A 22,118-nucleotide genomic window follows, 5' to 3' on the forward strand; every position below is an offset into this window, starting at 1 on the left:
TCTTCCGGCGCCGCGTCGATCGCGTCGTAGGCCTTGAATTCGCCGCCGAAACGCTCCGCACCGATCTTCGTCAGCGCCGCCGTCAGCGTCGTCTTGCCGTGGTCAACGTGACCAATCGTGCCCACGTTCACGTGGGGCTTGGTGCGCTCGAACTTACCCTTTGCCATGGCTGCCTAATCTCGAATCTGGTGAGGTGGTGACTGCGTGCCGCGTCGGATCCGCACTGGAAGCGGAGCCGCGGAGGATGGTGCTCACGAAAGGAATCGAACCTTCGACCTCCTCCTTACCAAGGAGGTGCTCTACCGACTGAGCTACGTGAGCAACGATGTGGAACTGAGGGTACCGCCTGAAACGTTCAATGGAGCGGGAGAAGGGAATCGAACCCTCGTAATCAGTTTGGAAAACTGAGGTTCTACCATTGAACTACTCCCGCACCGGGACCCGCATACCGCATTACAACCTGTCGCACTGCACTTGTTTCCACCGCACTCGAAAGATGGTGGAGGGAGGTGGATTCGAACCACCGAAGGCGTAAGCCAGCAGATTTACAGTCTGCCCCCGTTGGCCGCTTGGGTATCCCTCCGGCGCTTTCGTGTTGCCGGTGAAAACAGCCCGCGATTTTGGGGCCAGTTCCCGGTTCTGTCAACGCTGGAAGGCGCTGGATTTCACCGGACCCGTCGCCTGGCCGATGACCTTGCAGACGGGCGCGCATCTTAACCGTCCCGGCGCCGCGGCGCCATGGCCGCGTGCGAATTTCCGTGCATCCATCGCGCCCCGACGCACGAAAGGCGCCCGCAGGCGCCTTTCGCGAAGCCCGACGACAGGGGCCGGTCAGACGTTGAAGCGGAAATGCATCACGTCGCCATCCTTGACGATGTATTCCTTGCCTTCCAGACGCCACTTGCCCGCGTCCTTCGCGGCGGACTCGCCGTTGTAGCGGATGAAGTCGTCGTAGCCGACCACTTCGGCGCGGATGAAGCCCTTCTCGAAATCGGTGTGGATGACCGCAGCCGCCTGCGGCGCGGTCGCGCCGATCTTGACCGTCCACGCGCGCACTTCCTTGACGCCCGCGGTGAAGTAGGTCTGCAGGGTCAGCAGGCCGTAGGCGGCGCGGATCACGCGGTTCAGGCCGGGCTCGTCGAGACCCAGATCAGCCAGGAATGCGTCGCGGTCGGCATCGTCGAGCTGCGAGAGTTCTTCCTCGATCGCGGCCGACACCGGCACCACCTCGGCGCCCTCGCCCGCTGCGCGTGCACGCACGGCGTCGAGATGCGGATTGTTCTCGAAACCGTCCTCGAGCACGTTGGCGATGTACAGCACGGGCTTGGCGGTCAGCAGGAACAGGTCGCGGATCGCCGCGTTGTCGTCGTCGGAGAGCTTCAGCGCGCGCACCGGCTGACCGTCGGCCAGGCCCTTGTGCACGCGACCCAGCACCTCGGCGCGGATCTTCGCGTCCTTGTCGCCGGTCTTGGCCGACCGCTCGGCGCGCTGCAGCGCGCGCTCGACGGAATCCAGATCGGCCAGCGCGAGCTCGGTATCGATGGTCTCGATATCGGCAATCGGGTCGACCTTGTTGTTGACGTGGATGACGTCGGGGTTCTCGAAGCAGCGCACGACGTGGGTGATCGCGTCGACCTCGCGGATGTGCGACAGGAACTTGTTGCCCAGGCCCTCACCACTGGCCGCGCCGGCGACGAGGCCGGCGATGTCGACGAATTCCACCGCCGTCGGCAGTACCTTCTGCGGCTTGACGATCGCCGCCAGCGCATTGAGGCGCAGGTCCGGCACCGGCACGATGCCGACGTTCGGCTCGATGGTGCAGAACGGGAAATTTGCCGCGGCGATGCCCGCCTTGGTCAGCGCATTGAAGAGGGTCGACTTGCCGACGTTCGGCAGGCCGACGATGCCGCATTTGATGCCCATGTGGAGTCCGTCAGATGGCGGCTGCGCCGCTGGTGAGGGGAGTCAGTCGGCGGCTGCGCCGCCTGCGTCAGTGGAAGCTGCGGAGCAGCCGAACAGAGAACACTGCGAATAGACGCCCGGAAGAGGCAGGAATTCTATCGCCAGGCGGACCATGGCGCCGAAGTTACTGACCGACCGACCGCACCGAAGGTGCGCTGACAGCGCGCCACGCGCGCCCTGACGGCTTCACCGCTGCGTGTGCAGCCGCGTCATCGCATCCATGAAATTGCCGTCCATCGCCAGCGGCAGCACGTCGATCGCATCGTCGATCGCGCGTCCGATCAGGATGTCGTCGTCGGCGTTCGCACGCCCGAGCACCCACGGCGTGACCTTGTCCTTGCTGCCCGGATGGCCGATGCCGATGCGCAGCCGATGGAAACGACCGTGACCGAGCAGTTGCATCGTGTCGCGCAGCCCGTTCTGGCCGCCATGGCCGCCGTCGAACTTCAACCGCGCGGTCCCCGGCGGCAGATCCAGTTCGTCGTGCGCCAGCAGCGCCTGTTCGGGTTCGAATTTCCAGAACCGCAGCGCGGCGGTGACCGACTTGCCGCTGAGATTCATGAAGGTGGCCGGCTTCAGCAGCCAGACCGGCTGGCCGGCGATGTCGACCTTCGCGGTCTCGCCGAACAGCTTGCTGTCGAGCCGGAACGACGCGCCCGCCCTGGCGGCGAGTTCGTCGACAAAACGGAACCCGGCGTTGTGCCGGGTCCGTGCATGCTCGGGTCCGGGATTGCCCAGCCCGACGATCAGTCGCAGTCCTGCCATCGTGACGGCAACGCGGGCGCGCCCGAAGGCGCACCCGCGCGACGATTACTCGTCGTCCTTCGCGGCCTTGGTGGCCGGCACGTCCGCCGACGCGTCGTCGGCCTCGTCTTCCGGCTCCGCTTCCACGCGGCCGTGCTTGGCGACGACGACGGCGACGTCGTGGTCCGCGCCCAGCGCCAGCTCGGGGATCTCGACGCCCTTCGGCAGCTTGACCTGCGAGAGGTGGACGATGTCGCCGACGACCATCGCACCGAGATCGATCTCGATGAACTCCGGCAGATCGCCCGGCAGGCAGGTCACGGTGACTTCGTTGAGCTCGTGCGTGATCACGACGTCGGCCGCCTTGCCGGCCGGCGAGGTGTCTTCGTTGAGGAAGTGCAGCGGCACGGCGGTGCGGATCGTCTCGTTCGCGTTCACGCGCTGGAAGTCCAGGTGCATGATCTGCTGCTTGAAGGGATGACGCTGCATGTCACGCAGCAGCACTTTCTGGACGTCGCCGTTGAGGCTCAGGTCGAGGATCGACGCGTAGAACCACTCGTGCTGGCTGGCGAGCCAGACATCGTTGTGGCTCAGCTCGATGCTGACGGGCTTGAGGTCGCCGCCGTAGACGACGGCAGGCACGTTGCCGGCAAGACGGAGGCGGCGGCTCGCACCCTTCCCCTCGTCTTCGCGGCGCTGCACCTTGATTTCATGCGTGGTAGCCATGTTCTGTATTCACTTTTCAGGATTGAAACCGCCTCGCGGCGGTGAAGCATCTCGTCCGCGACCAGACGAGACGTTGCAGCAGGTCAGTCGACGTAGAGCGAACTGACCGATTCTCCGAACGCGATCCGGCGGATCGTCTCGGCCAGCAGCTCGGCGACGCTGAGCTGGCGGATGCGCGTGCAGTTGCGCGCGGCCTCCGACAGCGGAATGGTGTCGGTGACGACCATTTCGTCGAGCTGCGATTTGTTGAGGTTGTCGATCGCCGCGCCCGAGAGCACCGCGTGGGTGCAGTAGGCGACGACCTTGGTGGCGCCCTGCGCTTTGAGCGCGGCGGCCGCGGCGCACAGCGTGCCGGCGGTGTCGACGATGTCGTCGACCAGCACGCAGGTCTTGCCGTTCACGTCGCCGATGATGTTCATCACGGTGGCGACGTTGGCGCGCGGACGGCGCTTGTCGATGATCGCCAGATCCGCGTCGTCGAGACGCTTGGCGATCGCACGGGCGCGGACCACGCCACCGACGTCGGGCGAGACCACGACCATGTTGTCGGTACCGTGCGCGCGCCAGATGTCGGCCAGCAGCAGCGGCGAGGCGTAGACGTTGTCGACCGGAATGTCGAAGAAGCCCTGGATCTGGTCGGCGTGCAGGTCGATCGTCAGCACGCGGTCGGCGCCGGCGGCGGTGACCATCTTCGCCACGACCTTCGCGGTGATCGGCACGCGTGTCGAACGCAGGCGGCGATCCTGGCGCGAATAGCCGAAGTACGGGATCACCGCGGTCACGCTGGCCACCGAGGCGCGCTTGAGCGCATCGATGAGCACCAGCAGTTCCATCAGGTTCTCGGCCGACGGCGCGCTGGTCGGTTGGATCACGAACACGTCCTGGCGGCGGACGTTCTCTTCGATCTCGACCTGGACTTCGCCGTCGGAGAACGTCGAGACCAGCGCCTTGCCCTGGCGCACGCCGAGTTCGCGGCACACGGCCTTGGCCAGCGGACGGTTCGAGTTGCCCGAGAAGATCAGGAGATTGCGCTCTTCTTTCATGTCTGCGGTTCCGCGTCGCTCTGACCGAGCGGATGGAGGAGTGGCCATGCCGGCACGTGGCGATCACCACGCAGGATCCGGCACGGGTATCAGGGGCGGCAGGATTCGAACCTGCGAATGCCGGGATCAAAACCCGGTGCCTTAACCACTTGGCGACGCCCCTAGAAAGCGGTGATTCGTGGATGTCGACTCGGCGCATGCACCGCGAATCGACACCCACCAGCCACCGCCCTCAACCTCCCGCTTCGAGCGCATCCAGCAACGGCGATCGCGCCGCGCCGCCGACCACACGGGACGACACCCGTGATGCGACCTGCGCCTGCGCGGCTTCGGCGGATTCGCGCGTGGCGAATTCGACGAAGCAGCCGCTGCCCGTCCCGGTCAAGCGTGGCGTTCCGACCTCTGCCAACACCTCGAACACCGCCTCGACGGCGGGTTCTCGGCGACGCAGGACCGGCTCGAACGCATTGCCGAGCGATGCACCTGAAACGAAGTCCGCCATTGTCGCGGGTGCAGCATTTCGCGTCAATTCAGGGGCCTGGAACAGACCCGCGGTATTCACGTGCACGCCCGGATCGGCGAGGACGTACCAGGCCGACGGCAGGTCGATCGGCAGCAGCGACTCCCCGACCCCTTCGGCCCAGGCATTGCGGCCGCGGACGAAAACCGGCACGTCGGCGCCCAGCGTGAGGCCCATCGCGGCGAGGCGGTCCTCGCCGAGATCGAGCTGCCAGAGGCGATCGAGCGCCCGCAGGACGGTGGCCGCGTCGGACGATCCACCGCCGAGACCCGCGCCCGACGGAATCCGTTTTTCGACGGCGATGTCGACACCTGACGACACGTTTGCTTCTTTTTGCAGCAGCCCCGCGGCCCGGATGACGAGATCGTCGGCCTCGGCGAGGCCCGGCACGGAGTCGCCGATCCGGCGGAGCCGGCCATCGGCGCGCGGCCGCAGGCGGATCGTGTCGCCCCAGTCGAGCATCCGGAACACGGTCTGCAACGCGTGGTAGCCGTCCTCGCGACGACCGGTGATGCGCAGGAACAGGTTCAGCTTGGCCGGCGCCGGCCAGATCGACCAGCCGCCGGCGGGATCCGCATCGCTCATGGTGTCGCGCGCGGAGCCGTGGTGTCGGCGGGCGTCCAGCTGTCGACGATCAGGCGGACCCGCGCATCGCCGCGCTGGGCGTTGATGCGGGTCGGCAGGGCCGGCGCAGCGCCCGCGGCCGGCTCGGGCTGCCATTCGAGGTAATCAATGGTCCAGCCGTCCTGCTGCACGCGCGCCAGCCGGCCGCCGGCGTCGAACGCGACCTCGGCGGGGCCCGACACCGCGACATCGGCGCGCGCGCCTGCGGCCCAGGCCGCCATCGCGGCGACGGGAATCTCGAAACCGGTGGCCTCGCGCAGCAGCAGACCGACATCGGCACCTTCGCGCGGACCGCCGTCGAGGCCGTCGATGCGCGCCCCCTGCGGACCGCCCTGCAGCTGCCAGCTCTGCCGGGTGACCGGCGCGCTCAGGGTCACCCGGTAATCGCCGCCGGTCTGCAGCCATTCGATGCGGCCACTGCCGCCGTCGCGCCCATTGGACATCGCGACGCGACCGTTGAACGCGAGCTGCGGCAGCGCACGCACCGCGGCTTCGCGCGCTTCGAGCCGCGCCTGCGCATCGGCGAGCGCGGCGGGCGCGAGATCGACGGTCTGCAGCGGCGGCCGTACCGGCACGCTGGTACAGGCGGCCAATCCGAACGCCATCAACGCGGTACATGCGATCCGGATGTTCATGCGCCGGTCTTCTCCAGCGCGCGGATCAGCGAGCGGTTCTCCGGATCGATCGCGCGGGCTTCGTCGAAATACTTGCGCGCTTCGTCGTGGCGACCGAGCACCCACAGCACCTCGCCGATATGCGCGGCGACTTCGGCGTCTTTCATCATCGAGAACGCGCGACGCAGCTCGACGAGGGCGTCCTCGTTGCGGCCCAGGCGATAGAGCACCCAGCCGTAGCTGTCGATGATCGCGGCGTTGTCGGGCTCGGCCACGCGCGCGCGGTCGATCAGTTCCAGTGCTTCGGTGTAGCGCGTGGTGCGATCGGCCAGGGTGTAGCCCAGCGCGTTGAGCGCGGCGACGTTCTCGGGATCGGCCACCAGCACGCGGCGCAGGTCGGCTTCCGCACGCGGGATGTCGTCGCGGCGCTCCCACATCAGCGCCCGCGAATAGAGCACCGCCGGATCGTCCGGCATCGCGGCCAGGCCGCGGTTGTAGACGTCGAGTTCGGCCGGGTCGTCGCCCTGTTGCCGGAGTTCCGCTTCGAGCAGGTAGGCGTTGCGGCGCATGTCCTCGTCGGACGTGCCATCGGACTGCAGCTCGCGCAGTCGTGCCCAGGCATCATCCCGGCGACCGAGCTCGTGCAGCACGCGGGCGCCACGCAGACGGGCCTGCGCGCGCTCCGGGCCGCCGGGCACGGTCTGGTACCAGTCCAGCGCCTCGTCGTACTGCTCCAGATATTCGGCCATCTGGCCGAGCAGCAGACGCTGCGCCGGGTTCGGCGTCAGCGCGACGGCCTTGACCTCTTCATAGAGCGCGGCGAGCGCGACCTTGTTCTCGGCGCGCGCCATCAACGACGCACGCAGGACGTAAGTGCGGCCGTCCTGCGGCCCCATCGCGAGGGTGCGCTCGGCATCGGCCAGATCGCCCAGCGCTTCGTACTCGCCGGCGATGCCCATGCGCAGATCCGGGCCGGTCAAGGCGGCATCGCCGAGCGCGGCGAGCGCTTGGCGCGCCTCGTCGGGGCGACCGGATTCGCGCAACTGGCTCGCGCGCAGCAGCGCGACACGGGGCTCGCCGGGGAAACGCGCGACGATGTTCTCGAGGATGCGTTCGGTCAGATCGGTGCGGTCCAGCCGCTGGGCGAGGCCGCCGAACGCCATCCAGGCCTGCAACGTATCGGGAATGGCACCGCTGTCGACGAGCTGGCCGAGCAGGCGCGCGGCCTGGGCCTGGTCGCGGGCGCCGCCACCGAGCACGGTGAAGGCATGGCGCCAGCCGGCCGGATCGCCGCTGCGCAGCAGGGCTTCGAGCTGACGGCGGGCGACGCGGTCGCGACCCGCGCGCAGGGACAACGTAGCCTCGGCGGCGCGCATCGGCAGCGAATCGGGCGCATGGCGGCGCCACAGGTCCAGCGCCTGCGCGGCGCGGCGGTCGTCGCCGGCCAGCAGGGCGATGCGGGTGGCGCGCTCGGCCAGTCCGGGATCACCGTCGGACTGGCGGGCGGCGTCGAGATACCAGTTGGCGGCCTCGTCGAGACGACCGGCCTGCACCGCGAACTCGCCGGCGAGCGTCGCGCCCAGCAGATCCTGGTGCAGGCTGTCGGTGCGGTCGAGATCGCCGCGTTGGGCATGGGCCACGCAGGCCAGTCCGAGCAGGGGCACCAGCAGGGCGGCGCGCAGCCGCGCGGTCCGGGGCGGAGAGAAAACGGGCATCTGGGGCAACCGGGCCGTAAAATGGGCGCCTTCGTCCGCAGCTTATCGCAAGCGCCTGAACGGAATCGCGTCTCCGACAGGCACGCCCGCCCATGAGCCTTTACGCACTCGGCATCAACCACCAGACCGCGCCGGTCGCCCTGCGTGAACGGGTGGCGTTCGCCGGCGACGCGCTCGATGCGGCGCTGGCGCAGCTGCGTGCGTTGCCTCCGGTGCGCGAGGTGGCGCTGCTGTCGACCTGCAACCGCACCGAGCTCTACGCCGTGTGCGACGACGATGGCAGCGCGCTGGCGCACTGGCTGGCGACGCATCCGGGCGACGACGCGGCGCTGGCCGGCGGTTCGCTGCAGGCCTATCTGTACCGGCATCGCGACGCCGACGCGGTGCGCCATCTGTTCCGCGTCGCGACCGGGCTCGATTCGCTTGTGCTCGGCGAGCCGCAGATCCTCGGCCAGGTGAAGCAGGCCTGGGCCAGCGCGCGCGCGGCCGGCACGCTCGGCAGCGAACTGGACCGCGTGTTCCAGCATGCGTTCGTCACCGCCAAGCGCGCGCGCAGCGAGACGCGCATCGGCAACAGCCCGGTGTCGGTCGCATCGCTCGCGGTGCGTCTGGCGCAGGAATCGTTCGCGCGGCCGGCCGACTCGGCGGTGCTGCTGATCGGCGCCGGCGAGACCATCGAACTGGCCGCGCGCCATCTCGCGCAGGCCAACGTCAAGCGCTTGCTGATCGCCAACCGCACCTACGCGCACGCGCAGGAGCTGGCCGCGCGCCACGGCGGCATCGCGCTGCCGCTCGACGAACTGGACCGGCATCTGTTCCTCGCCGACATCGTGCTGTCGGCCACCGCCAGCCGCACACCGATCATCGGCCGCGCGCAGGTCGCCGCTGCGCTCACCGCGCGCAAGCACCGGCCGATGCTGCTGATGGATCTGGCGGTGCCGCGCGACATCGCGCCCGACGTGGCCGAACTGCGCGACGTGTTCCTCTACACCGTCGACGATCTCGAACGCACGCTCGACGACAACCGTCGCGGCCGCCGCGAGGCCGCCGCCGATGCCGACGCGATCATCGATCTGCAGGTCACCCGCTTCGGCGAGTCGAACGCCGCGCGCGGCCGTCTGGCGCCGGTCAAGCGCCTGCGCGCGCATGGCGAAGCGGTGCGTGGCGAAGCGCTCGCCCGCGCGCGCCAGCAACTCGCCGCCGGGCAGTCGCCCGATGCGGTGCTGGAACTGCTGGCGCACACGCTGACCAACCGGCTGCTGCATCTGCCGACCACCGCGCTGCGCGACGCCGCGCTGCGCGGCGACGACACCCTGGCCGACAGCCTCGATGCGCTGCTGCCGCCCGACCCCGAGCCCCGGACACCCGATGCTGCCGACCCTGCGCCGTAAGCTCGAAGCGCTGGCCGAACGCCGCGAAGAACTCGAACGCCTGCTGTCCGACCCCTCGACCGTCGCGGACCAGTCGCGGTTCCGCGCGCTGTCGCGCGAGTTCGCCCAGCTCGAACCGGTATCGAACGCGCTGGCCGACGAGCGCCGCGCGCTGGACGACCGCGAGGCCGCGCGCGCGCTGCTCGACGATGCCGACATGCGCGAGATGGCAGAGGAAGAAATCGCCGCCGCCGATGCGCGTCTGGAAACGCTGGAAGCCGATCTGCTGGCGCTGCTGGTGCCGCGCGATGCGCGCGACGACGGCGGCTTCTATCTCGAGATCCGCGCCGGCACCGGCGGCGACGAGGCCGCGATCTTCGCCGGCGACCTGTTCCGCATGTACCAGCGCTACGCCGAGCGGCAGGGCTGGCGCGTCGAGGTGGAATCGGCGAGCACCGGCGAACACGGCGGCTTCCGCGAAGTGATCGCCGCGGTCGACGGCAGCGGCGCCTATGCACGGCTCAAGTTCGAGTCCGGCACGCATCGCGTGCAGCGCGTGCCCGAGACCGAATCGCAGGGCCGCATCCACACCTCGGCCGCGACCGTGGCGATCATTCCGATCGAGGACGCGGGCGAGCCGATCGAACTCAACCCGGCCGACCTCAAGGTCGACACCTTCCGCTCGTCCGGCGCCGGTGGCCAGCACGTCAACAAGACCGACTCGGCGATCCGCATCACCCACGTGCCGACCGGCGTCGTCGTCGAATCGCAGACCGAGCGCAGCCAGCACGCGAACCGCGACAAGGCGATGAAGCGCCTGCGCGCGATGCTGGCCGACGCCGAAACCGAACGCCGCGCCGCCGCGACCGCCGAGGTGCGCAAGCTGCAGGTCGGCAGCGGCGACCGCAGCCAGCGCATCCGCACCTACAACTATCCGCAGGGCCGGATCACCGATCACCGGATCGAGGGCCTCACCCTGTACGACCTGCCGAACGTGCTCGAAGGCCATCTCGATGGCCTGATCGCGCGGCTGTCGCAGGAACATCAGGCCGACGAACTCGCGCGCATGACCGCGCAGTGAGTCGCAACGCGGCCTGAAGTGAGCCATGTGGATGCACGACCGCGACCGCGCATCCCGATGCGGCCGTCGACACGGGTGGAGTACCCTCGCCGGATGAGCAGCCAGACCGATTTCATCCCTTTGCAGATCTGCGTGCTGACGGTGTCCGACAGTCGCACCCTCGACACCGACAGTTCGGGCGACTACCTCGTCGCGTCCCTGACCGGCGCGGGCCACGGGATCGCCGAACGCGCCCTGTTGCCCGACGACCGCTACGCGATGCGCGCGCTGGTGTCGAAGTGGATCGCCGACCCCACGGTCGACGGCATCCTCGTCACCGGCGGCACCGGTTTCACCGGCCGCGACTCCACGCCCGAAGCGCTGCTGCCGTTGCTGGACAAGGAAATGCCGGGCTTCGGCGAACTGTTCCGCGCGGTGTCGGTCGAGGAGATCGGCACGTCCTCGCTGCAGTCGCGCGCGTTCGCCGGCCTCGCCAATGCGACCTTCGTGTTCGCCCTGCCCGGCTCGACCTCGGCCTGCCGCACGGCGTGGGAGAAGATCGTCCGCCACCAGCTCGACGCGCGCACGAAACCCTGCAACCTGGCGACGATCCGTCCCCGCCTGAAAGAAGCCTGATGGCCCTCGACCAGACGCTGCGTCTGCTCGCCAAGGCCCGCGGCCTGACCGCCGCGGAGATCGCCGCCGCGATTCCGCGCGTCGGTGCCGCCACGGTGTCGGCCTGGATGCGTGGCGAGAAGACCCCCGGCAGCGCGCAGCTCGATGCACTGGCCCGCGCGTTCGGCGTTCCGGCCGGCGCGTTGCTGGCGACCCTCGCCGCCACGCTCGACCCGGCACGCACCAAGGGCGAGCATGAGTTGCTCGCCGCGTACCGCACGCTCAACACGCGCCAGCAGGGCGCGCTGCTCGAAGTCGCCCGCACGATGGCGCAGGCGCCGCCGCGCAAGTCACGCGACTAGCGTTCCACCGCACAGGAGCCCGCGATGAAACCGCTCAAGCGCAAGCCCTACGAGGCCGCTCTGGAACCGATGCAGATCGAACTCGCCGCGGTCGCCCGCTGGCTGCAGCACAGCGGCCGCCGCCTGCTGGTGCTGTTCGAAGGCCGCGACACCGCCGGCAAGGGCGGCGCGATCGAGTCGATCTCCGAGCATCTCAATCCGCGCCAGTGTCGCGTCGTCGCGTTGCCCAAGCCCAGCGATCGCGAGGCGGGCCAGTGGTATTTCCAGCGCTACGTGACGCATCTGCCGTCGGCCGGCGAGATCGCCCTGTTCGACCGCAGCTGGTACAACCGCGCCGGCGTGGAATCGGTGATGGGCTATGCGACGCCGTCGCAGGTCGACACCTTCCTCGCCCAGGCGCCCGCGTTCGAACAGCAACTCGTCGACGACGGCATTCTGCTGTTCAAGTACTGGCTGGGCTGCGACCAGGCGCAGCAGGAAGCGCGCTTCGCCGAGCGCCTGCACGATCCGCTCAAGCGCTGGAAGCTGTCGCCGGTCGATGTCGCCGCGCGCACGCGTTACGACGATTACACCCGCGCCCGCGACATCATGCTGCGTGCGACGCACACCCCGCACGCGCCGTGGACGCTTGTCGATTTCAACGACCAGCGCCGCGGCCGGCTGACGCTGCTGCGCGACCTGCTCGACCGGCTGCCGGACAGCCACGTCGACGCGCCGTCACTGCGCTTCCCCAAGCTCAAGCGCACGCCGCGGCCGGAGCGCTACGACGTGCTGCCGCCGCTCGCGCCGTTCGAAGACTGAGCGCGCCTCAGGCTTCGACAGCAGGCCCGCCCGCGCCGGCGATCAATGTTTCCAGCCGCTCGGCCGTGACCGGGCCGAGGATCTTCTCGACCACCTGGCCCGCGGGGCCGATCAGATACGTCATCGGCAGGCCGGGCGGCGTGTCGAAATCGGCCGGCGGGTCGAAGGTGTCGACGATCGCGATCGGATAGACCACCGGGTGCTTCTGCAGGAACGCGCGCATGTCGTCGGCTTCGATCTCCTCGTAGGCGAGGCCGATCACCTGCACGTGCTCGCGCATCGCGTCGAGCGCCGAGAGTTCCGGCATCTCCTTGAGACAAGGCGCGCACCAGGTCGCCCAGAAGTTCACGACCACCCACTGGCCACGATGCGCGGCGAGATCGAAGCTGCCGCCGTCGATCGTCTCGACCTTCAGCGCGGGATGTGTCTTCGCTTCGGGCCGTGGCGCGGCTTCGGCCTGCGCGCGCGCCGGCGTTGCGGCAGGCGGCGTGGTGCCATCGGCAGGCGCCTGGCCATCGGGCTTGCAGGCGGCGAGCAACAGGACGAGTGCGATGCAGGAGGCGAGGCGGTTCATGCGGAAATCTCCGGGGAGTCGTAGAGGCTGCCGACCCGCCGTTTGAGCAGGTCGCGCAGCGGAATGCGCAGTTCGTCGAGGGCGGCCGAAGCAGAGACGCCGAGCGCATCGTCGCGGCACGGCAGATGTGCTTCCACGACGGGGATGCGCAGGTCACAGGCTTCGTAGAGTTCGCCGACGGTCAGGCCGTCGAGATCGCGCGCGAGGATCCATTCACCGGATTCGGCGCGACGCAGCAGCGCGATTTCCTCCAGCTGCGCGAGCATCTGCTGCACCAGCGTGTCGGTGAGCATCGGCTCCAGCGCCTGGATCTCGTCGCTGTGCAGCCCGCGGCCCTGCACGCGCGCGGCCGAGAACCGGCCCAGCATGCGCAACAGGCCGTAGAGTTCGAAACCGCGCGGCAGGCGCATGTGCGCGGGCTGGTAGCGGAACGCTGAAATCGACGAGGCGAACGACGCGCCGAGCAGGATCGCCACCCAGCTCAGATACACCCACAGCAGGAAGATCGGCAGGAACGCGATCTGCCCGTAGATCTTCTCGTAGGCATCGAAGCTGCCGAGGTACAGGCCGATCGCCCATTTCACGACTTCCGACAGCATCACCGCCAGCGTCGCGCCGGCCAGCGCGTGTCGCCACTGCACGGTGCGGTGCGGCACCACGCGGAAGATCGTCGTGAACGCGGCGAGTTCGATCAGCATCGGCGCCGCCCACAGCATCAGCCCGCGCAGCAGACGGCCCGAATCGGTGCTGAAGATTTCCAGCGCGAAGAACCGCGCCGATACCGCCAGACTCGCCGTCGCCACCAGCGCACCCAGGGTGAGCACGGTCCAGTAGACGAGGAAGCGCCCGAACGTGGGCCGCGCCGACTTCACCCGCCAGATGCGGTTGAACGTGGTCTCCACGCTGAGCAGCGTGACCAGCACCGAGATCACCAGTGCGATCACGCCGATCGTCGTCAGCTGGCCGGTATTGGTCGACAGCTGCAGCAGCACCTGCTCCACCGCGCGCGCCGAGTCGGGCACGAAGTTGGAGAAGATGTAGTCGCTGAGCTGGTCGCGCCACTGGCCGAACGCCGGAAACACCGACAGCACGCCGAACACCACCATCGACAGCGGCACCAGCGCGAACACGGTGGTAAAGGCGAGCGCGCCCGCGGCTTCGAACAGGCGGTCGTCGATGAAGCGACGCCACAGGAAGCGGGAAAAGCTCAGCGCGCGTGCGCGGTCCGCCATCCGGTCGGTCCAGCGGTTGAAAGTGGCGAGTGGCTCCATCGGCGAAGCGTAGCAAAGCGGTCTCGGTGGAGATGCATGAAGGTTTGGTGCCGACGCGGTCTTTCCGTCAGACCGCAGCCGTCATCTGACGGAAGCCGGGTTTTCACAACCTGCATGACGGGTCGTCCAGCGCTCGCTCTATGCACAGTGCGGGCGCCCGACTGGAAGGCGCTGGATTCCGGCATTCGCCGCAATGACGGTATCCAGGGGCGTGCCGGGCGCGATCGACTCCCCACGCATCGCCCACTGCGCGAGAATGCAGAGTGCGCGACGCTTGCGAGCGTCTGCCGCTGCACACGCGAAACGCTTCAGATCCTGCACGTTCCTTTCCCGCAAACAGGCGTCCCCATGCCCGACATCCTCGTCCTCTACTACAGCCGCAACGGGTCGGTCGCCCGCCTCGCCCGGCAGATCGCACGCGGGATCGGCGAGGTCGACGGCATGCAGGCGCGGCTGCGCACGGTGCCGCCGGTGGCGGCGGTCACGCAGCAGGCGGCGCCGCCGGTGCCCGAGGACGGCGCGCCGTACGTGGACCGCGCGGATCTCGCCGAATGCGCCGGCCTGCTGCTCGGCAGCCCGACGCGCTTCGGCAACATGGCCGCGCCGCTGAAGCATTTTCTCGATGGACTGGGCGCCGAATGGGCCAGCGGCACGCTGGTCGGTAAACCCGCCGGGGTGTTCACCTCGACCGCCACCCAGCATGGCGGCCAGGAAGCGACGCTGCTGACGATGCTGGTGCCACTGCTGCACCACGGCTGCGTGATCGCAGGCATTCCGTATACCGAGCCGGCACTGACCACCACGCGCGGCGGCGGTACGCCGTACGGCGCCAGCCACGTCGCCGGACAGCAGGACGATCCCCAGCCGAGCGAGGAGGAAGCCGTGCTCGCGCGCGCGCTCGGACGCCGCATCGCCACGCTCGCCGCGAAGCTCGGCGCATGAGCGGAATGCGTCCGCCCGCCACGCGCGTGCTGGCGACGTCGCTGGTGCTGATCGCCGTGCTCTACGCCGCCTGGTATCGCAACGACGCGCATTTCGGCGCGGCCCTGCTGGTGTTCGTGCTGCCGCCGCTGGTGCTGCTCGCCGGGGTGCTGCTGCGCCGTCCGAGCGCGCCGCTGTGGTCGGGCATCGCCGCGCTGTTCTGGTTCTCGCACGGCGTGATGTACGCGTGGTCGCATCCCGAGCTGGGCCTGTGGCCGTGGGCCGGGATCGCGCTGTCGCTGGCCGTGGTGTTCTCGGCCAGCCTGCCCGGCATGCGGGCGCGTTTTTCGAAGGGGCGTCCGCCCAGGGGCTGAACGCGCTGGCGGCGGATGTCGCCCGCGCCGGTATCATGGGCGGCCCGATTCGCTGCCCTGCAGGACCGCATCACGATGGACGAACTGCTGATCGTCACCACCGGTGGCACGATCGACAAGATCTACTTCGACGACAAGTCGGATTTCCAGGTCGGCGATCCGCAGATCGGACGCATGCTCGAGGAACTCGGCGTCGCGTTCCGGTTCCGGGTGATTCCGATCATCCGCAAGGATTCGCTGCACATCACCGACGACGACCGCGAACTGATCCGCGCGACGATCGCCGCGCAGCCGGCGAAGCACGTGCTGCTGACCCACGGCACCGACTCGATGGTCGAGACCGCCAAGGTGCTGTCCTCGATCAGCGACAAGACCATCATCCTGACCGGCGCGCTGAGCCCGGCGCGGTTCCGCGGCTCGGATGCGGAGTTCAACATCGGCACCGCCGTCGGCGCCGTGCAGTCCAAGCCGCCGGGCGTCTACGTGGCGATGAACGGCCGCATCTGGGACCCGCTCAAGGTCCGCAAGAACGTCGAAGCCAACCGCTTCGAACCGCTGGGCTGACGGCTCAGTCGACCGCGGGTCCGCGCATCCGCATCTCCGGCCCCGGACCGATGGTCATGCGACCGTCGGGTTCGGCGTACTCGACATCGGCCTCGGCATTGAGCGCCTCGAGCAGCCGCTGCGTCTGCGCCGCATCGAGCTCGGGATCGATCGAGACGACATCGGCGCCGACCGCGAGCCGGCGCAGCCAGGTCACCTTGCCCGGCATCCCCTTCGCGTCGATCAGACCCGCGCCGCGGGCGCTTTCGGCGATGCGGTCGGCGACCAGCGCCGGATCGCGTTCGGGCGCACTGCCCGGCACGTAGCGGACGATGAAACGCTGTTGCATGGCGCTGACCTCACTGGAGGGGGTGGCGGGCGGATCGCCGCCCATCGCGCATCCCGACAGCAGCAGGGCCGGAACGAAGAACGCGGCGCCGAAGCGCCGCGCGAAGTGGGGATGAGGACGGTGCATGGCGGTCTCCGCGGGGGCACGCGTCTGCGTGCGACCCCGCGATGATGCCGCCACCCCGGGCGTGCCCGGGGTGAACGTCCGGACGATTACCAGGTCGCGACCAGCGATGCCCCGCTGAAGGTCGCGTAGGCGTTGACCAGCACGTGGTACGTGCCCGCCGGCGGGTTGCTGATGGTGCAGGTCTCGTTGTTACCGACCACCCAGGAGCGGCAGTCGTACGCCGTCGTGGTCGGCTGCGAGCCGGCGCGCACGTAGAGATCCGCATCGCCCGTACCGCCGCTCAGTGCGACGCGCAGGCTGCTGGTGCCCGCCGGCACCTGGATCGTCCAGAACTGCTGGCTGCCCGCCGCGCCGCTCAGACCGGTCACCGGCACGCCGTTGCGCAGCCCGCCGTCTCCGCCCTCGCTCGGCGGGTTGTGACGCGCCTGCACGCTGACGTTGGCGAACGCGGTCACGCCGACCACCTTCACGTAGTACGTGCCGGCTTCGACGTTGGCGATGCGCACCACTTCGTTGTTGCCCGGACGCTGCGAGATGAAGTCGTAGGCATCCGCCTGCGGCTCTTCATCCTGGCTGACGTACAGCGTGACGTTGCCGCTGCCGCCCGAGGTCGTGATCGACAGCGGACCGCTGACGCCCTCCGGCACGGTGATGCTGTAGAGCAGCTCGGCACCGGCCGCGCCCGACAGGCCCGATACGGGCGTGCGGTTGGTCAGTGCGGTCGCATCCGGCGTGAGGTCGCCCACTTCCACCTGCTGGGTGCGGGTGCGGGTGTTGCCCTCGTCGTCGGTGACCGTCAACGCGACCGAGTACACGCCGGCTGCGTCGTAGGTCTTGACCGGGTTGGTGTCGGTCGAGGTGGTGCCGTCGCCGAATGCCCAGGCGCGGCTGACGATTTCGCCGTCGTCGCTCGAGGTATCGGTGAAGGTGACGGTCAGCGTGTCGTTGTCGACGGTGAAATCGAAGCCGGCCACCGGCACGCCCGGGGTGCCGCCGCCATCGGCGCCGATCGTGTCGACGAACTCCTCGCCCGTGCCCGCGGCATCGAGCCAGTCGCTCAGACGCGTCGCCGCGGTGCCGCCGCCGGTCCACGAGGTGAACAGACGGCCGTACCAGTCGACGTGGTCCGCGCCGGTCGTGGTGCACGAGGCGTAGCCGCCGTGCAGCTGGCCGATCACGCGACCCTCGGGGCTGTAGATCGGCGAACCCGACGAACCGCCTTCGGTGGTGCCGCGCTGGTTCCACTGCACCCACAGGTGGGTATTGCCGCTGGCGCCCAGATAGCCTTCCACGCGCAGCGGGTTGTCGGAGTGCGTGATGCGCTTTTCGGCGACGCGCGGGTGATGGATGCCGGTCGCGCCTGCCGGTGCGAGATCGCGACGATCCCAGCCCGACCAGCTCAGGTTGAAGGCCGGATCGGCGGCGTCGTCGAATTCGAGCAGGGTGAAGTCGGACGCGGCATTGGTCGCGCGGACGACGGCGCCGGTCTGGTTCTGCGCGAGGCTGCCGTCGCCGTTGGCGCCGCTCTCGGCGCTGCCCGGGGTGCGGCAGGTGGAGTTCTGGTAGTTCCAGTAGACGACGATGCTGGCCGCCGCATCCGCGGTACCCATGCCGCAGTGGTTCGCGGTCAGGAAGTACATCTTCTGGTCGTTGGACGTGTTGTTGACCAGCGAGCCGCTGCAGTAGAACGTGCCGAAGCGCGAGTACGCACCGACCGACGGGATCTCGTCGCGGAAGTCGTCGCCGTCCGGGCACACCGTGTCGACATTACAGCTGCCGGACACGCCCTTGGTCTGGGCCAGCGCGCCTTCGCGTGCGAGGCGGCCGAAGCCGACGTAGTCGTGGTTGATGCTGGTCAGGCGCAGCTTGAGCTCACCCATGCGCGCCTTCGGCACCACCACTTCGATGATCGCGTTGTCGCCCGGGACGATCGGCGTCCACAGACTGCCGCTGGCCTTGTTGTGCGCGGAGGTGAAGGTCTGGATCGCTTCGGGATCGGCGTTCTTGGACAGGCCTTCGGGATAGACCAGCAGGCGCGCGCCTTCGGGCAAATGGAACTCGGAGAAGCCGAAATTCAGTGAAAGCGCGTCCTTCGATTCCACGCGCAGGCGCCAGACCAGATTCCCGCCGGCGATCTCGTCCCAGTCACCGGCGTTGTTCGGCGTCAGGTCGACGGCGTGCGGTGTCGCGAAGCGGATCGGGCGCTGGCCCATGGCGCGATCCTGTCGCGCATCCTCGGCGCGCAGGCGCGCGGCGTCGACCGCCGGCATGCGCTTGAGTTCGACCGTCTGTTCGGCCGGCAGCCGGTTGTCGAACGCGGCCGGTCGCGCGTCGCGCGTCGCCGCCGCGGCAGCACCGACCGACAGCGTGCCGGCGGTGATGCATGCGATAAGAGTCTTCATCCTGTTCTCTACCCCTCAGTGGTGACAGATAAAAACGGAGCACACCGCGTGCGGCATGCTCCGCCGGCGGCGGACATCACGATCACGATGTCCGCTGCCTGCCCTTCCTCCCCCGGAACTCCCCGAACCCGCCTTCAGTTGTGGCTGGCGCGCAGCGTGACTCCGGAGAACGATGTGTAGCCGCGGACCAGCACGTGATACGTGCCCGCCTGCGGCGTCGCGAACGCGCAGCTCTCGGCATTGCCGGTGCGGTACGGACGGCAGTCGTAGGTCGACGTCGTGGGCGCACTGCCCCGGCGCACGTACAGGTCGGCATCGCCGCTGCCGCCCGAGATCGCGATGACCAGGTTGCGGGCGCCAGACGGCACGGTGAACGTCCACGTCTGCGCGCTGTTGGCCGCACCCGACACGCCGGTGACCGGCACGCCGTTCTGCAGACCGCCGGTGCCCGGATCGGGATTCGGCACGGTGCCGCCGGTCGCCGCTGCAACGGCCGCTGCGGCATCGACGATGCCCGCGCCGATCGGCTGGGACGGCGTCGACGGGAACGCCCGCGCGGTGCTGGTCAGCAGGGCCTTGATCTGCGCCGGTGTCTTGGCGGGATTGGAGACCGACTGGATCAGCGCGACGACGCCGGCGACGTGCGGCGCCGCCATCGAGGTGCCGTCGTAGGTCGCGTAGCTCTCGCTGCCCGGCGTGGTCTGACCGCTGTTGAGCGTGGAGACGATGCCCGAACCGGGCGCTGAGATCGTGATGCCGCTGCCGTAGTTGGAGAAGCTCGAACGCGCGCCGGTACTGGTGTTCGACGCCACCGAGATGACGTTGCTGCAGTTGGCCGGCGAGAAGCCCGAGACGTTGGCGTTGCTGTTGCCTGCGGCGATGACGAGCGTGGTGCCGCGGTTGACCGCGCCGTTGATCGCGCTCTGCATCGCGCTGCCGCAGGTACCGGCGCCGCCGAGGCTGAGGTTGATGACCTCGGCCGGATTCGCGTTCGCGGGCACACCGCTGACGGTGCCGCCCGACGCCCAGATCACCGCATCGGCGATGTCGGAGTCGTAACCGCCGCCGCGGCCGAGCACGCGCACCGGCACGACCTTCGACTCGGGCGCGGTGCCCGCGACGCCGACGCCGTTGTTGGTGACCGCCGCGACCGTGCCGGCCACGTGGGTGCCGTGCCAGCTCGACGCGCGACCGTTGTAGAAATCGCCGGGATCGCTGGGATCCGCGTCGCGCCCGCCGCCGTCGCCCGACACCGCGGCGTCGATGATGAAGTCGTAGCCGGGCAGGATGTTCGCGTTGAGATCGCTGTGGTTGGTGATGCCGGTATCGAGCACGGCGACGACCGCGCCCGCGCCTTTGGTGGTGTCCCAGGCGGTCGTCGCGCGGATGCCGCCTGCGCCGGTGCCGAAGCCGTACTGGCTGCTGAAGCGCGGATCGTTCGGCGTCCAGAACACCTGGTTGAGCTTGTCGACTTCGACGAATTCCACGTTCGGATCGGCGGCGATCTGGCGCATCAGCGATTCGGCATCCGCGCGGTCGAGCTTGCGGCTGGTGCGCACCACATCGGCGCCCAGCGCCATGCGCCGGACGTGTTCGAGACGCAGTTGCTTGCCGCCGCCGCTGACGGCGATCCGGCTGGCGGAGGCGCGCAGCGCGGTGTCGATCGCGGCCGGGTCGGCCTGGAGCGCGGAGCCGTCGCGGTATTTGACGATGAAGCGGTCGTGGGTATCGGACGACTGCAGGCCGCCGAGGTTGAGCCGGTCCGTGGCGTTGAGCGACAGCGGCGCCAGGGCCGCGAGCGCGAGGGACGTGGCAGCGACGAGCAGACGACGGCGCGGCGCGTGATGCGGGTGATTCGACATCCGATAACCCCCAAACCTGTGGGTGAGCCGCGCTGGGGCGGCAGATCGGGAGCCGTCGTCGCCGCCTGAACTCCGGGCAACGCCGACTCCGCAACGAATGCGGACGTGACAAAACTGACCGCAAACTGACGCTACGCGACAGTGCGGCCGGTTCGCAACGCAGAAACGCGTTAAATTTCCATGAAAAATGGCGTAGCCCGTCACATATCGACGATGTGGGTCACGATTCCGGGACCGAACGCACGCTGAATGGACCGGGACGCTGGCGGCCGGAATGGCCTGCCTGTCGTTCGCACGTCTGCGTTGACACCGCACGACAGACGCGCCGACGCACCCGCGAACGCAGCGGCTCGCAGGGTCTGATTTCGGTTGTCAGGGAACGGCCTCAGGCGGCCGGGGTAGTGACGCGGGGCACCGTGCTCAAGACGGCTGACGCGACCAACGGTCCGTCGAGCGGATCAGAGCATGCCGGTTTCGAGGCGCGCGGCTTCCGACATCATCGATCGGTTCCACGGCGGGTCGAACACGAGTTCCACGTCGGCCTCGACGACCGTGGGAATCAGTTCCAGCTTGCTGCGCACGTCGTCGACCAGGATGTCGCCCATGCCACAGCCGGGCGCGGTGAGCGTCATCTTGACCTCGAGGCGGCGCTGGCCATCGTCGGTCGGCTGTACGTCGGCTTCATAGATCAGCCCCAGATCAACGACGTTGATCGGGATTTCAGGATCGAAACAGGTGCGCAGCTGGTTCCACACCATGCGCTCCACGGCTGCATCGTCGGCGCCGTCGGGCAGTTCCAGCGGGACCGGCGGCTCCTTGCCGATCGCGTCGGCATCGCGGCCGGAGATCCGGAACAGGTTGCCCTCCACGAACAGCGTGTAGCTGCCGCCCAGCGCCTGGGTGATGTAGCCGGCGCTGCCCGCGGGCAGGGTCACGTGTTCGCCGGCCGGCACGAGGACGGCGGCGCAATCGCGCTCGAAACGGACGGGTTCGCTGCTGCGGGAGTACATAGGACCATCAGATGGTGGCCAAGGGCGGCCACGACAAGGCCTGTCATTGTATCGCCGCGCGCCGGTATGCTGGCCGGCCGTTTCCGCGATGCAGCCTTCCATGCCGCCAAGGCACCACCCCGCGGGCGCCCGGCGCTGGCCGATGGCGACCGCCCTGTTGTTGCTCGGCAGCTTCGGCATCGCTGCCGCGTGGATTTTGCTTGCCGACGCGCGTGGCGCCCAGACGAGCTGGATGGCCGTCATCGCCGCCTTCGATGCAGCCTGGCTGCTGCGCCTCGCCCGTGCCCGCCCCGGCCTGGTCCGGGCACTGGCCGGGACTGCGGCGACGGCGCTGGCGATCGTGATCGCGAACTTCGGCATCGTCGCTGCGCAGCTCGCCCGGCCGATGGGCATGCTGCCGTGGGAATCGCTGCTCAAACTCGGCCCGCACCACGCCTACACGCTGGCGACGCTGGCCAATTCCACGGTCGATCTGGCTTGGCTCGGTGCCGCGATCGTGATCGCGGCGGTGGCGTCGCGCTGATCCGCGC

General features: G+C 68.9%; 23 protein-coding genes and 4 tRNA genes. 9 read left to right on the forward strand and 18 right to left on the reverse strand.

Annotated elements, in window-relative coordinates:
• From AC3A5T_RS03775 to AC3A5T_RS03830, 12 genes are all read right to left on the reverse strand, one after another.
• A partial coding sequence (locus AC3A5T_RS03775; protein WP_487627850.1) for a GTP-binding protein occupies positions 1-167 on the reverse strand: 167 nt, incomplete at its 3' end.
• A 78-nt stretch (positions 168-245) separates the two neighbouring features.
• Positions 246-321: transfer RNA gene (locus AC3A5T_RS03780), tRNA-Thr, on the reverse strand.
• A gap of 38 nt (positions 322-359) precedes the next feature.
• Positions 360-433, reverse strand: a tRNA-Gly gene (locus AC3A5T_RS03785).
• A 64-nt stretch (positions 434-497) separates the two neighbouring features.
• Positions 498-583 (reverse strand) — tRNA-Tyr (locus tag AC3A5T_RS03790).
• Between the two features lie 248 nt (positions 584-831).
• A complete protein-coding gene (gene ychF, locus AC3A5T_RS03795; protein ID WP_487627443.1) occupies positions 832-1,923 on the reverse strand; it encodes a redox-regulated ATPase YchF in 1,092 nt (363 codons plus the stop codon).
• A 225-nt stretch (positions 1,924-2,148) separates the two neighbouring features.
• A complete protein-coding gene (pth, locus tag AC3A5T_RS03800) occupies positions 2,149-2,727 on the reverse strand; it encodes an aminoacyl-tRNA hydrolase (protein ID WP_487627444.1) in 579 nt (192 codons plus the stop codon).
• A 45-nt stretch (positions 2,728-2,772) separates the two neighbouring features.
• The gene (locus AC3A5T_RS03805; RefSeq protein WP_332079670.1) at positions 2,773-3,432 is read right to left on the reverse strand and encodes a 50S ribosomal protein L25/general stress protein Ctc; all 660 of its coding nucleotides are present in this window, start codon (positions 3,430-3,432) and stop codon (positions 2,773-2,775) included.
• An 83-nt stretch (positions 3,433-3,515) separates the two neighbouring features.
• Entirely contained in the window at positions 3,516-4,475 is a 960-nt protein-coding gene (locus AC3A5T_RS03810) for a ribose-phosphate diphosphokinase (RefSeq protein WP_487627445.1), read from the reverse strand.
• Between the two features lie 90 nt (positions 4,476-4,565).
• Positions 4,566-4,638, reverse strand: a tRNA-Gln gene (locus AC3A5T_RS03815).
• Positions 4,639-4,707: 69 nt separating this feature from the next.
• Complete coding sequence (gene ispE, locus AC3A5T_RS03820) at positions 4,708-5,580, reverse strand: 4-(cytidine 5'-diphospho)-2-C-methyl-D-erythritol kinase (RefSeq protein ID WP_487627446.1); 873 nt, start codon at positions 5,578-5,580, stop codon at positions 4,708-4,710.
• On the reverse strand, positions 5,577-6,254 hold the full coding sequence (gene lolB, locus AC3A5T_RS03825) for a lipoprotein insertase outer membrane protein LolB (protein WP_487627447.1): 678 nt from the start codon (positions 6,252-6,254) through the stop codon (positions 5,577-5,579). The genes ispE and lolB overlap by 4 nt, the downstream gene beginning before the upstream one ends.
• Positions 6,251-7,948, reverse strand: a complete 1,698-nt coding sequence (locus AC3A5T_RS03830) for a tetratricopeptide repeat protein (RefSeq protein ID WP_487627448.1) — start codon at positions 7,946-7,948, stop codon at positions 6,251-6,253. The genes lolB and AC3A5T_RS03830 overlap by 4 nt, the downstream gene beginning before the upstream one ends.
• 92 nt (positions 7,949-8,040) lie before the next feature.
• Between AC3A5T_RS03830 and hemA the strand changes: the two genes are divergently transcribed.
• The 5 genes from hemA (at position 8,041) to ppk2 (ending at position 12,156) form a co-directional block, all read left to right on the forward strand.
• Positions 8,041-9,339 (forward strand): glutamyl-tRNA reductase, encoded by a 1,299-nt coding sequence (gene hemA, locus AC3A5T_RS03835; protein ID WP_487627449.1) that lies wholly within the window; start codon positions 8,041-8,043, stop codon positions 9,337-9,339.
• On the forward strand, positions 9,317-10,399 hold the full coding sequence (prfA, locus tag AC3A5T_RS03840; protein ID WP_487627450.1) for a peptide chain release factor 1: 1,083 nt from the start codon (positions 9,317-9,319) through the stop codon (positions 10,397-10,399). Before hemA ends, prfA begins: the two co-directional genes overlap by 23 nt.
• Positions 10,400-10,492: 93 nt before the next feature.
• Positions 10,493-11,014 (forward strand): molybdenum cofactor biosynthesis protein B, encoded by a 522-nt coding sequence (gene moaB, locus AC3A5T_RS03845; protein ID WP_487627451.1) that lies wholly within the window; start codon positions 10,493-10,495, stop codon positions 11,012-11,014.
• Complete coding sequence (locus AC3A5T_RS03850) at positions 11,014-11,355, forward strand: helix-turn-helix domain-containing protein (RefSeq protein ID WP_232134440.1); 342 nt, start codon at positions 11,014-11,016, stop codon at positions 11,353-11,355. The genes moaB and AC3A5T_RS03850 overlap by 1 nt, the downstream gene beginning before the upstream one ends.
• A 24-nt stretch (positions 11,356-11,379) precedes the next feature.
• Entirely contained in the window at positions 11,380-12,156 is a 777-nt protein-coding gene (ppk2, locus tag AC3A5T_RS03855; RefSeq protein WP_487627452.1) for a polyphosphate kinase 2, read from the forward strand.
• A gap of 7 nt (positions 12,157-12,163) precedes the next feature.
• Here the strand turns inward: ppk2 and AC3A5T_RS03860 are convergent, their stop codons facing one another.
• Positions 12,164-12,730, reverse strand: a complete 567-nt coding sequence (locus AC3A5T_RS03860) for a TlpA family protein disulfide reductase (RefSeq protein ID WP_487627453.1) — start codon at positions 12,728-12,730, stop codon at positions 12,164-12,166.
• The gene (locus AC3A5T_RS03865; RefSeq protein WP_487627454.1) at positions 12,727-14,001 is read right to left on the reverse strand and encodes a YihY family inner membrane protein; all 1,275 of its coding nucleotides are present in this window, start codon (positions 13,999-14,001) and stop codon (positions 12,727-12,729) included. The genes AC3A5T_RS03860 and AC3A5T_RS03865 overlap by 4 nt, the downstream gene beginning before the upstream one ends.
• Positions 14,002-14,349: 348 nt before the next feature.
• Between AC3A5T_RS03865 and wrbA the strand changes: the two genes are divergently transcribed.
• From wrbA to AC3A5T_RS03880, 3 genes are all read left to right on the forward strand, one after another.
• On the forward strand, positions 14,350-14,943 hold the full coding sequence (gene wrbA / locus AC3A5T_RS03870) for an NAD(P)H:quinone oxidoreductase (RefSeq protein ID WP_487627455.1): 594 nt from the start codon (positions 14,350-14,352) through the stop codon (positions 14,941-14,943).
• A gap of 5 nt (positions 14,944-14,948) precedes the next feature.
• Positions 14,949-15,296 (forward strand): DUF2069 domain-containing protein, encoded by a 348-nt coding sequence (locus AC3A5T_RS03875; RefSeq protein WP_487627851.1) that lies wholly within the window; start codon positions 14,949-14,951, stop codon positions 15,294-15,296.
• Between the two features lie 75 nt (positions 15,297-15,371).
• Positions 15,372-15,860, forward strand: a complete 489-nt coding sequence (locus AC3A5T_RS03880) for an asparaginase domain-containing protein (RefSeq protein WP_332079655.1) — start codon at positions 15,372-15,374, stop codon at positions 15,858-15,860.
• Positions 15,861-15,864: 4 nt separating this feature from the next.
• Here the strand turns inward: AC3A5T_RS03880 and AC3A5T_RS03885 are convergent, their stop codons facing one another.
• The 4 genes from AC3A5T_RS03885 to sufT all read right to left on the reverse strand — a co-directional run bounded on the left by AC3A5T_RS03885 (position 15,865) and on the right by sufT (position 21,588).
• Positions 15,865-16,314: a hypothetical protein gene (locus tag AC3A5T_RS03885; RefSeq protein WP_487627456.1), complete on the reverse strand. Its 450-nt coding sequence runs from the start codon at positions 16,312-16,314 to the stop codon at positions 15,865-15,867.
• Positions 16,315-16,400: 86 nt separating this feature from the next.
• Positions 16,401-18,716 carry a pre-peptidase C-terminal domain-containing protein gene (locus AC3A5T_RS03890; protein WP_487627457.1) on the reverse strand — a complete coding sequence of 772 codons (2,316 nt, stop codon included), beginning with the start codon at positions 18,714-18,716 and terminating at the stop codon, positions 16,401-16,403.
• Positions 18,717-18,850: 134 nt separating this feature from the next.
• Entirely contained in the window at positions 18,851-20,578 is a 1,728-nt protein-coding gene (locus AC3A5T_RS03895) for a S8 family peptidase (RefSeq protein ID WP_487627458.1), read from the reverse strand.
• Positions 20,579-21,036: 458 nt separating this feature from the next.
• Positions 21,037-21,588: a putative Fe-S cluster assembly protein SufT gene (gene sufT / locus AC3A5T_RS03900; RefSeq protein ID WP_487627459.1), complete on the reverse strand. Its 552-nt coding sequence runs from the start codon at positions 21,586-21,588 to the stop codon at positions 21,037-21,039.
• A 142-nt stretch (positions 21,589-21,730) separates the two neighbouring features.
• Here sufT and AC3A5T_RS03905 point away from each other — a divergent pair, with 142 nt between their 5' ends.
• The gene (locus tag AC3A5T_RS03905; RefSeq protein WP_487627460.1) at positions 21,731-22,111 is read left to right on the forward strand and encodes a hypothetical protein; all 381 of its coding nucleotides are present in this window, start codon (positions 21,731-21,733) and stop codon (positions 22,109-22,111) included.
• Positions 22,112-22,118: the final 7 nt, after the last annotated feature.

The organism is Luteimonas sp. Soil_C_16 (assembly GCF_057657295.1).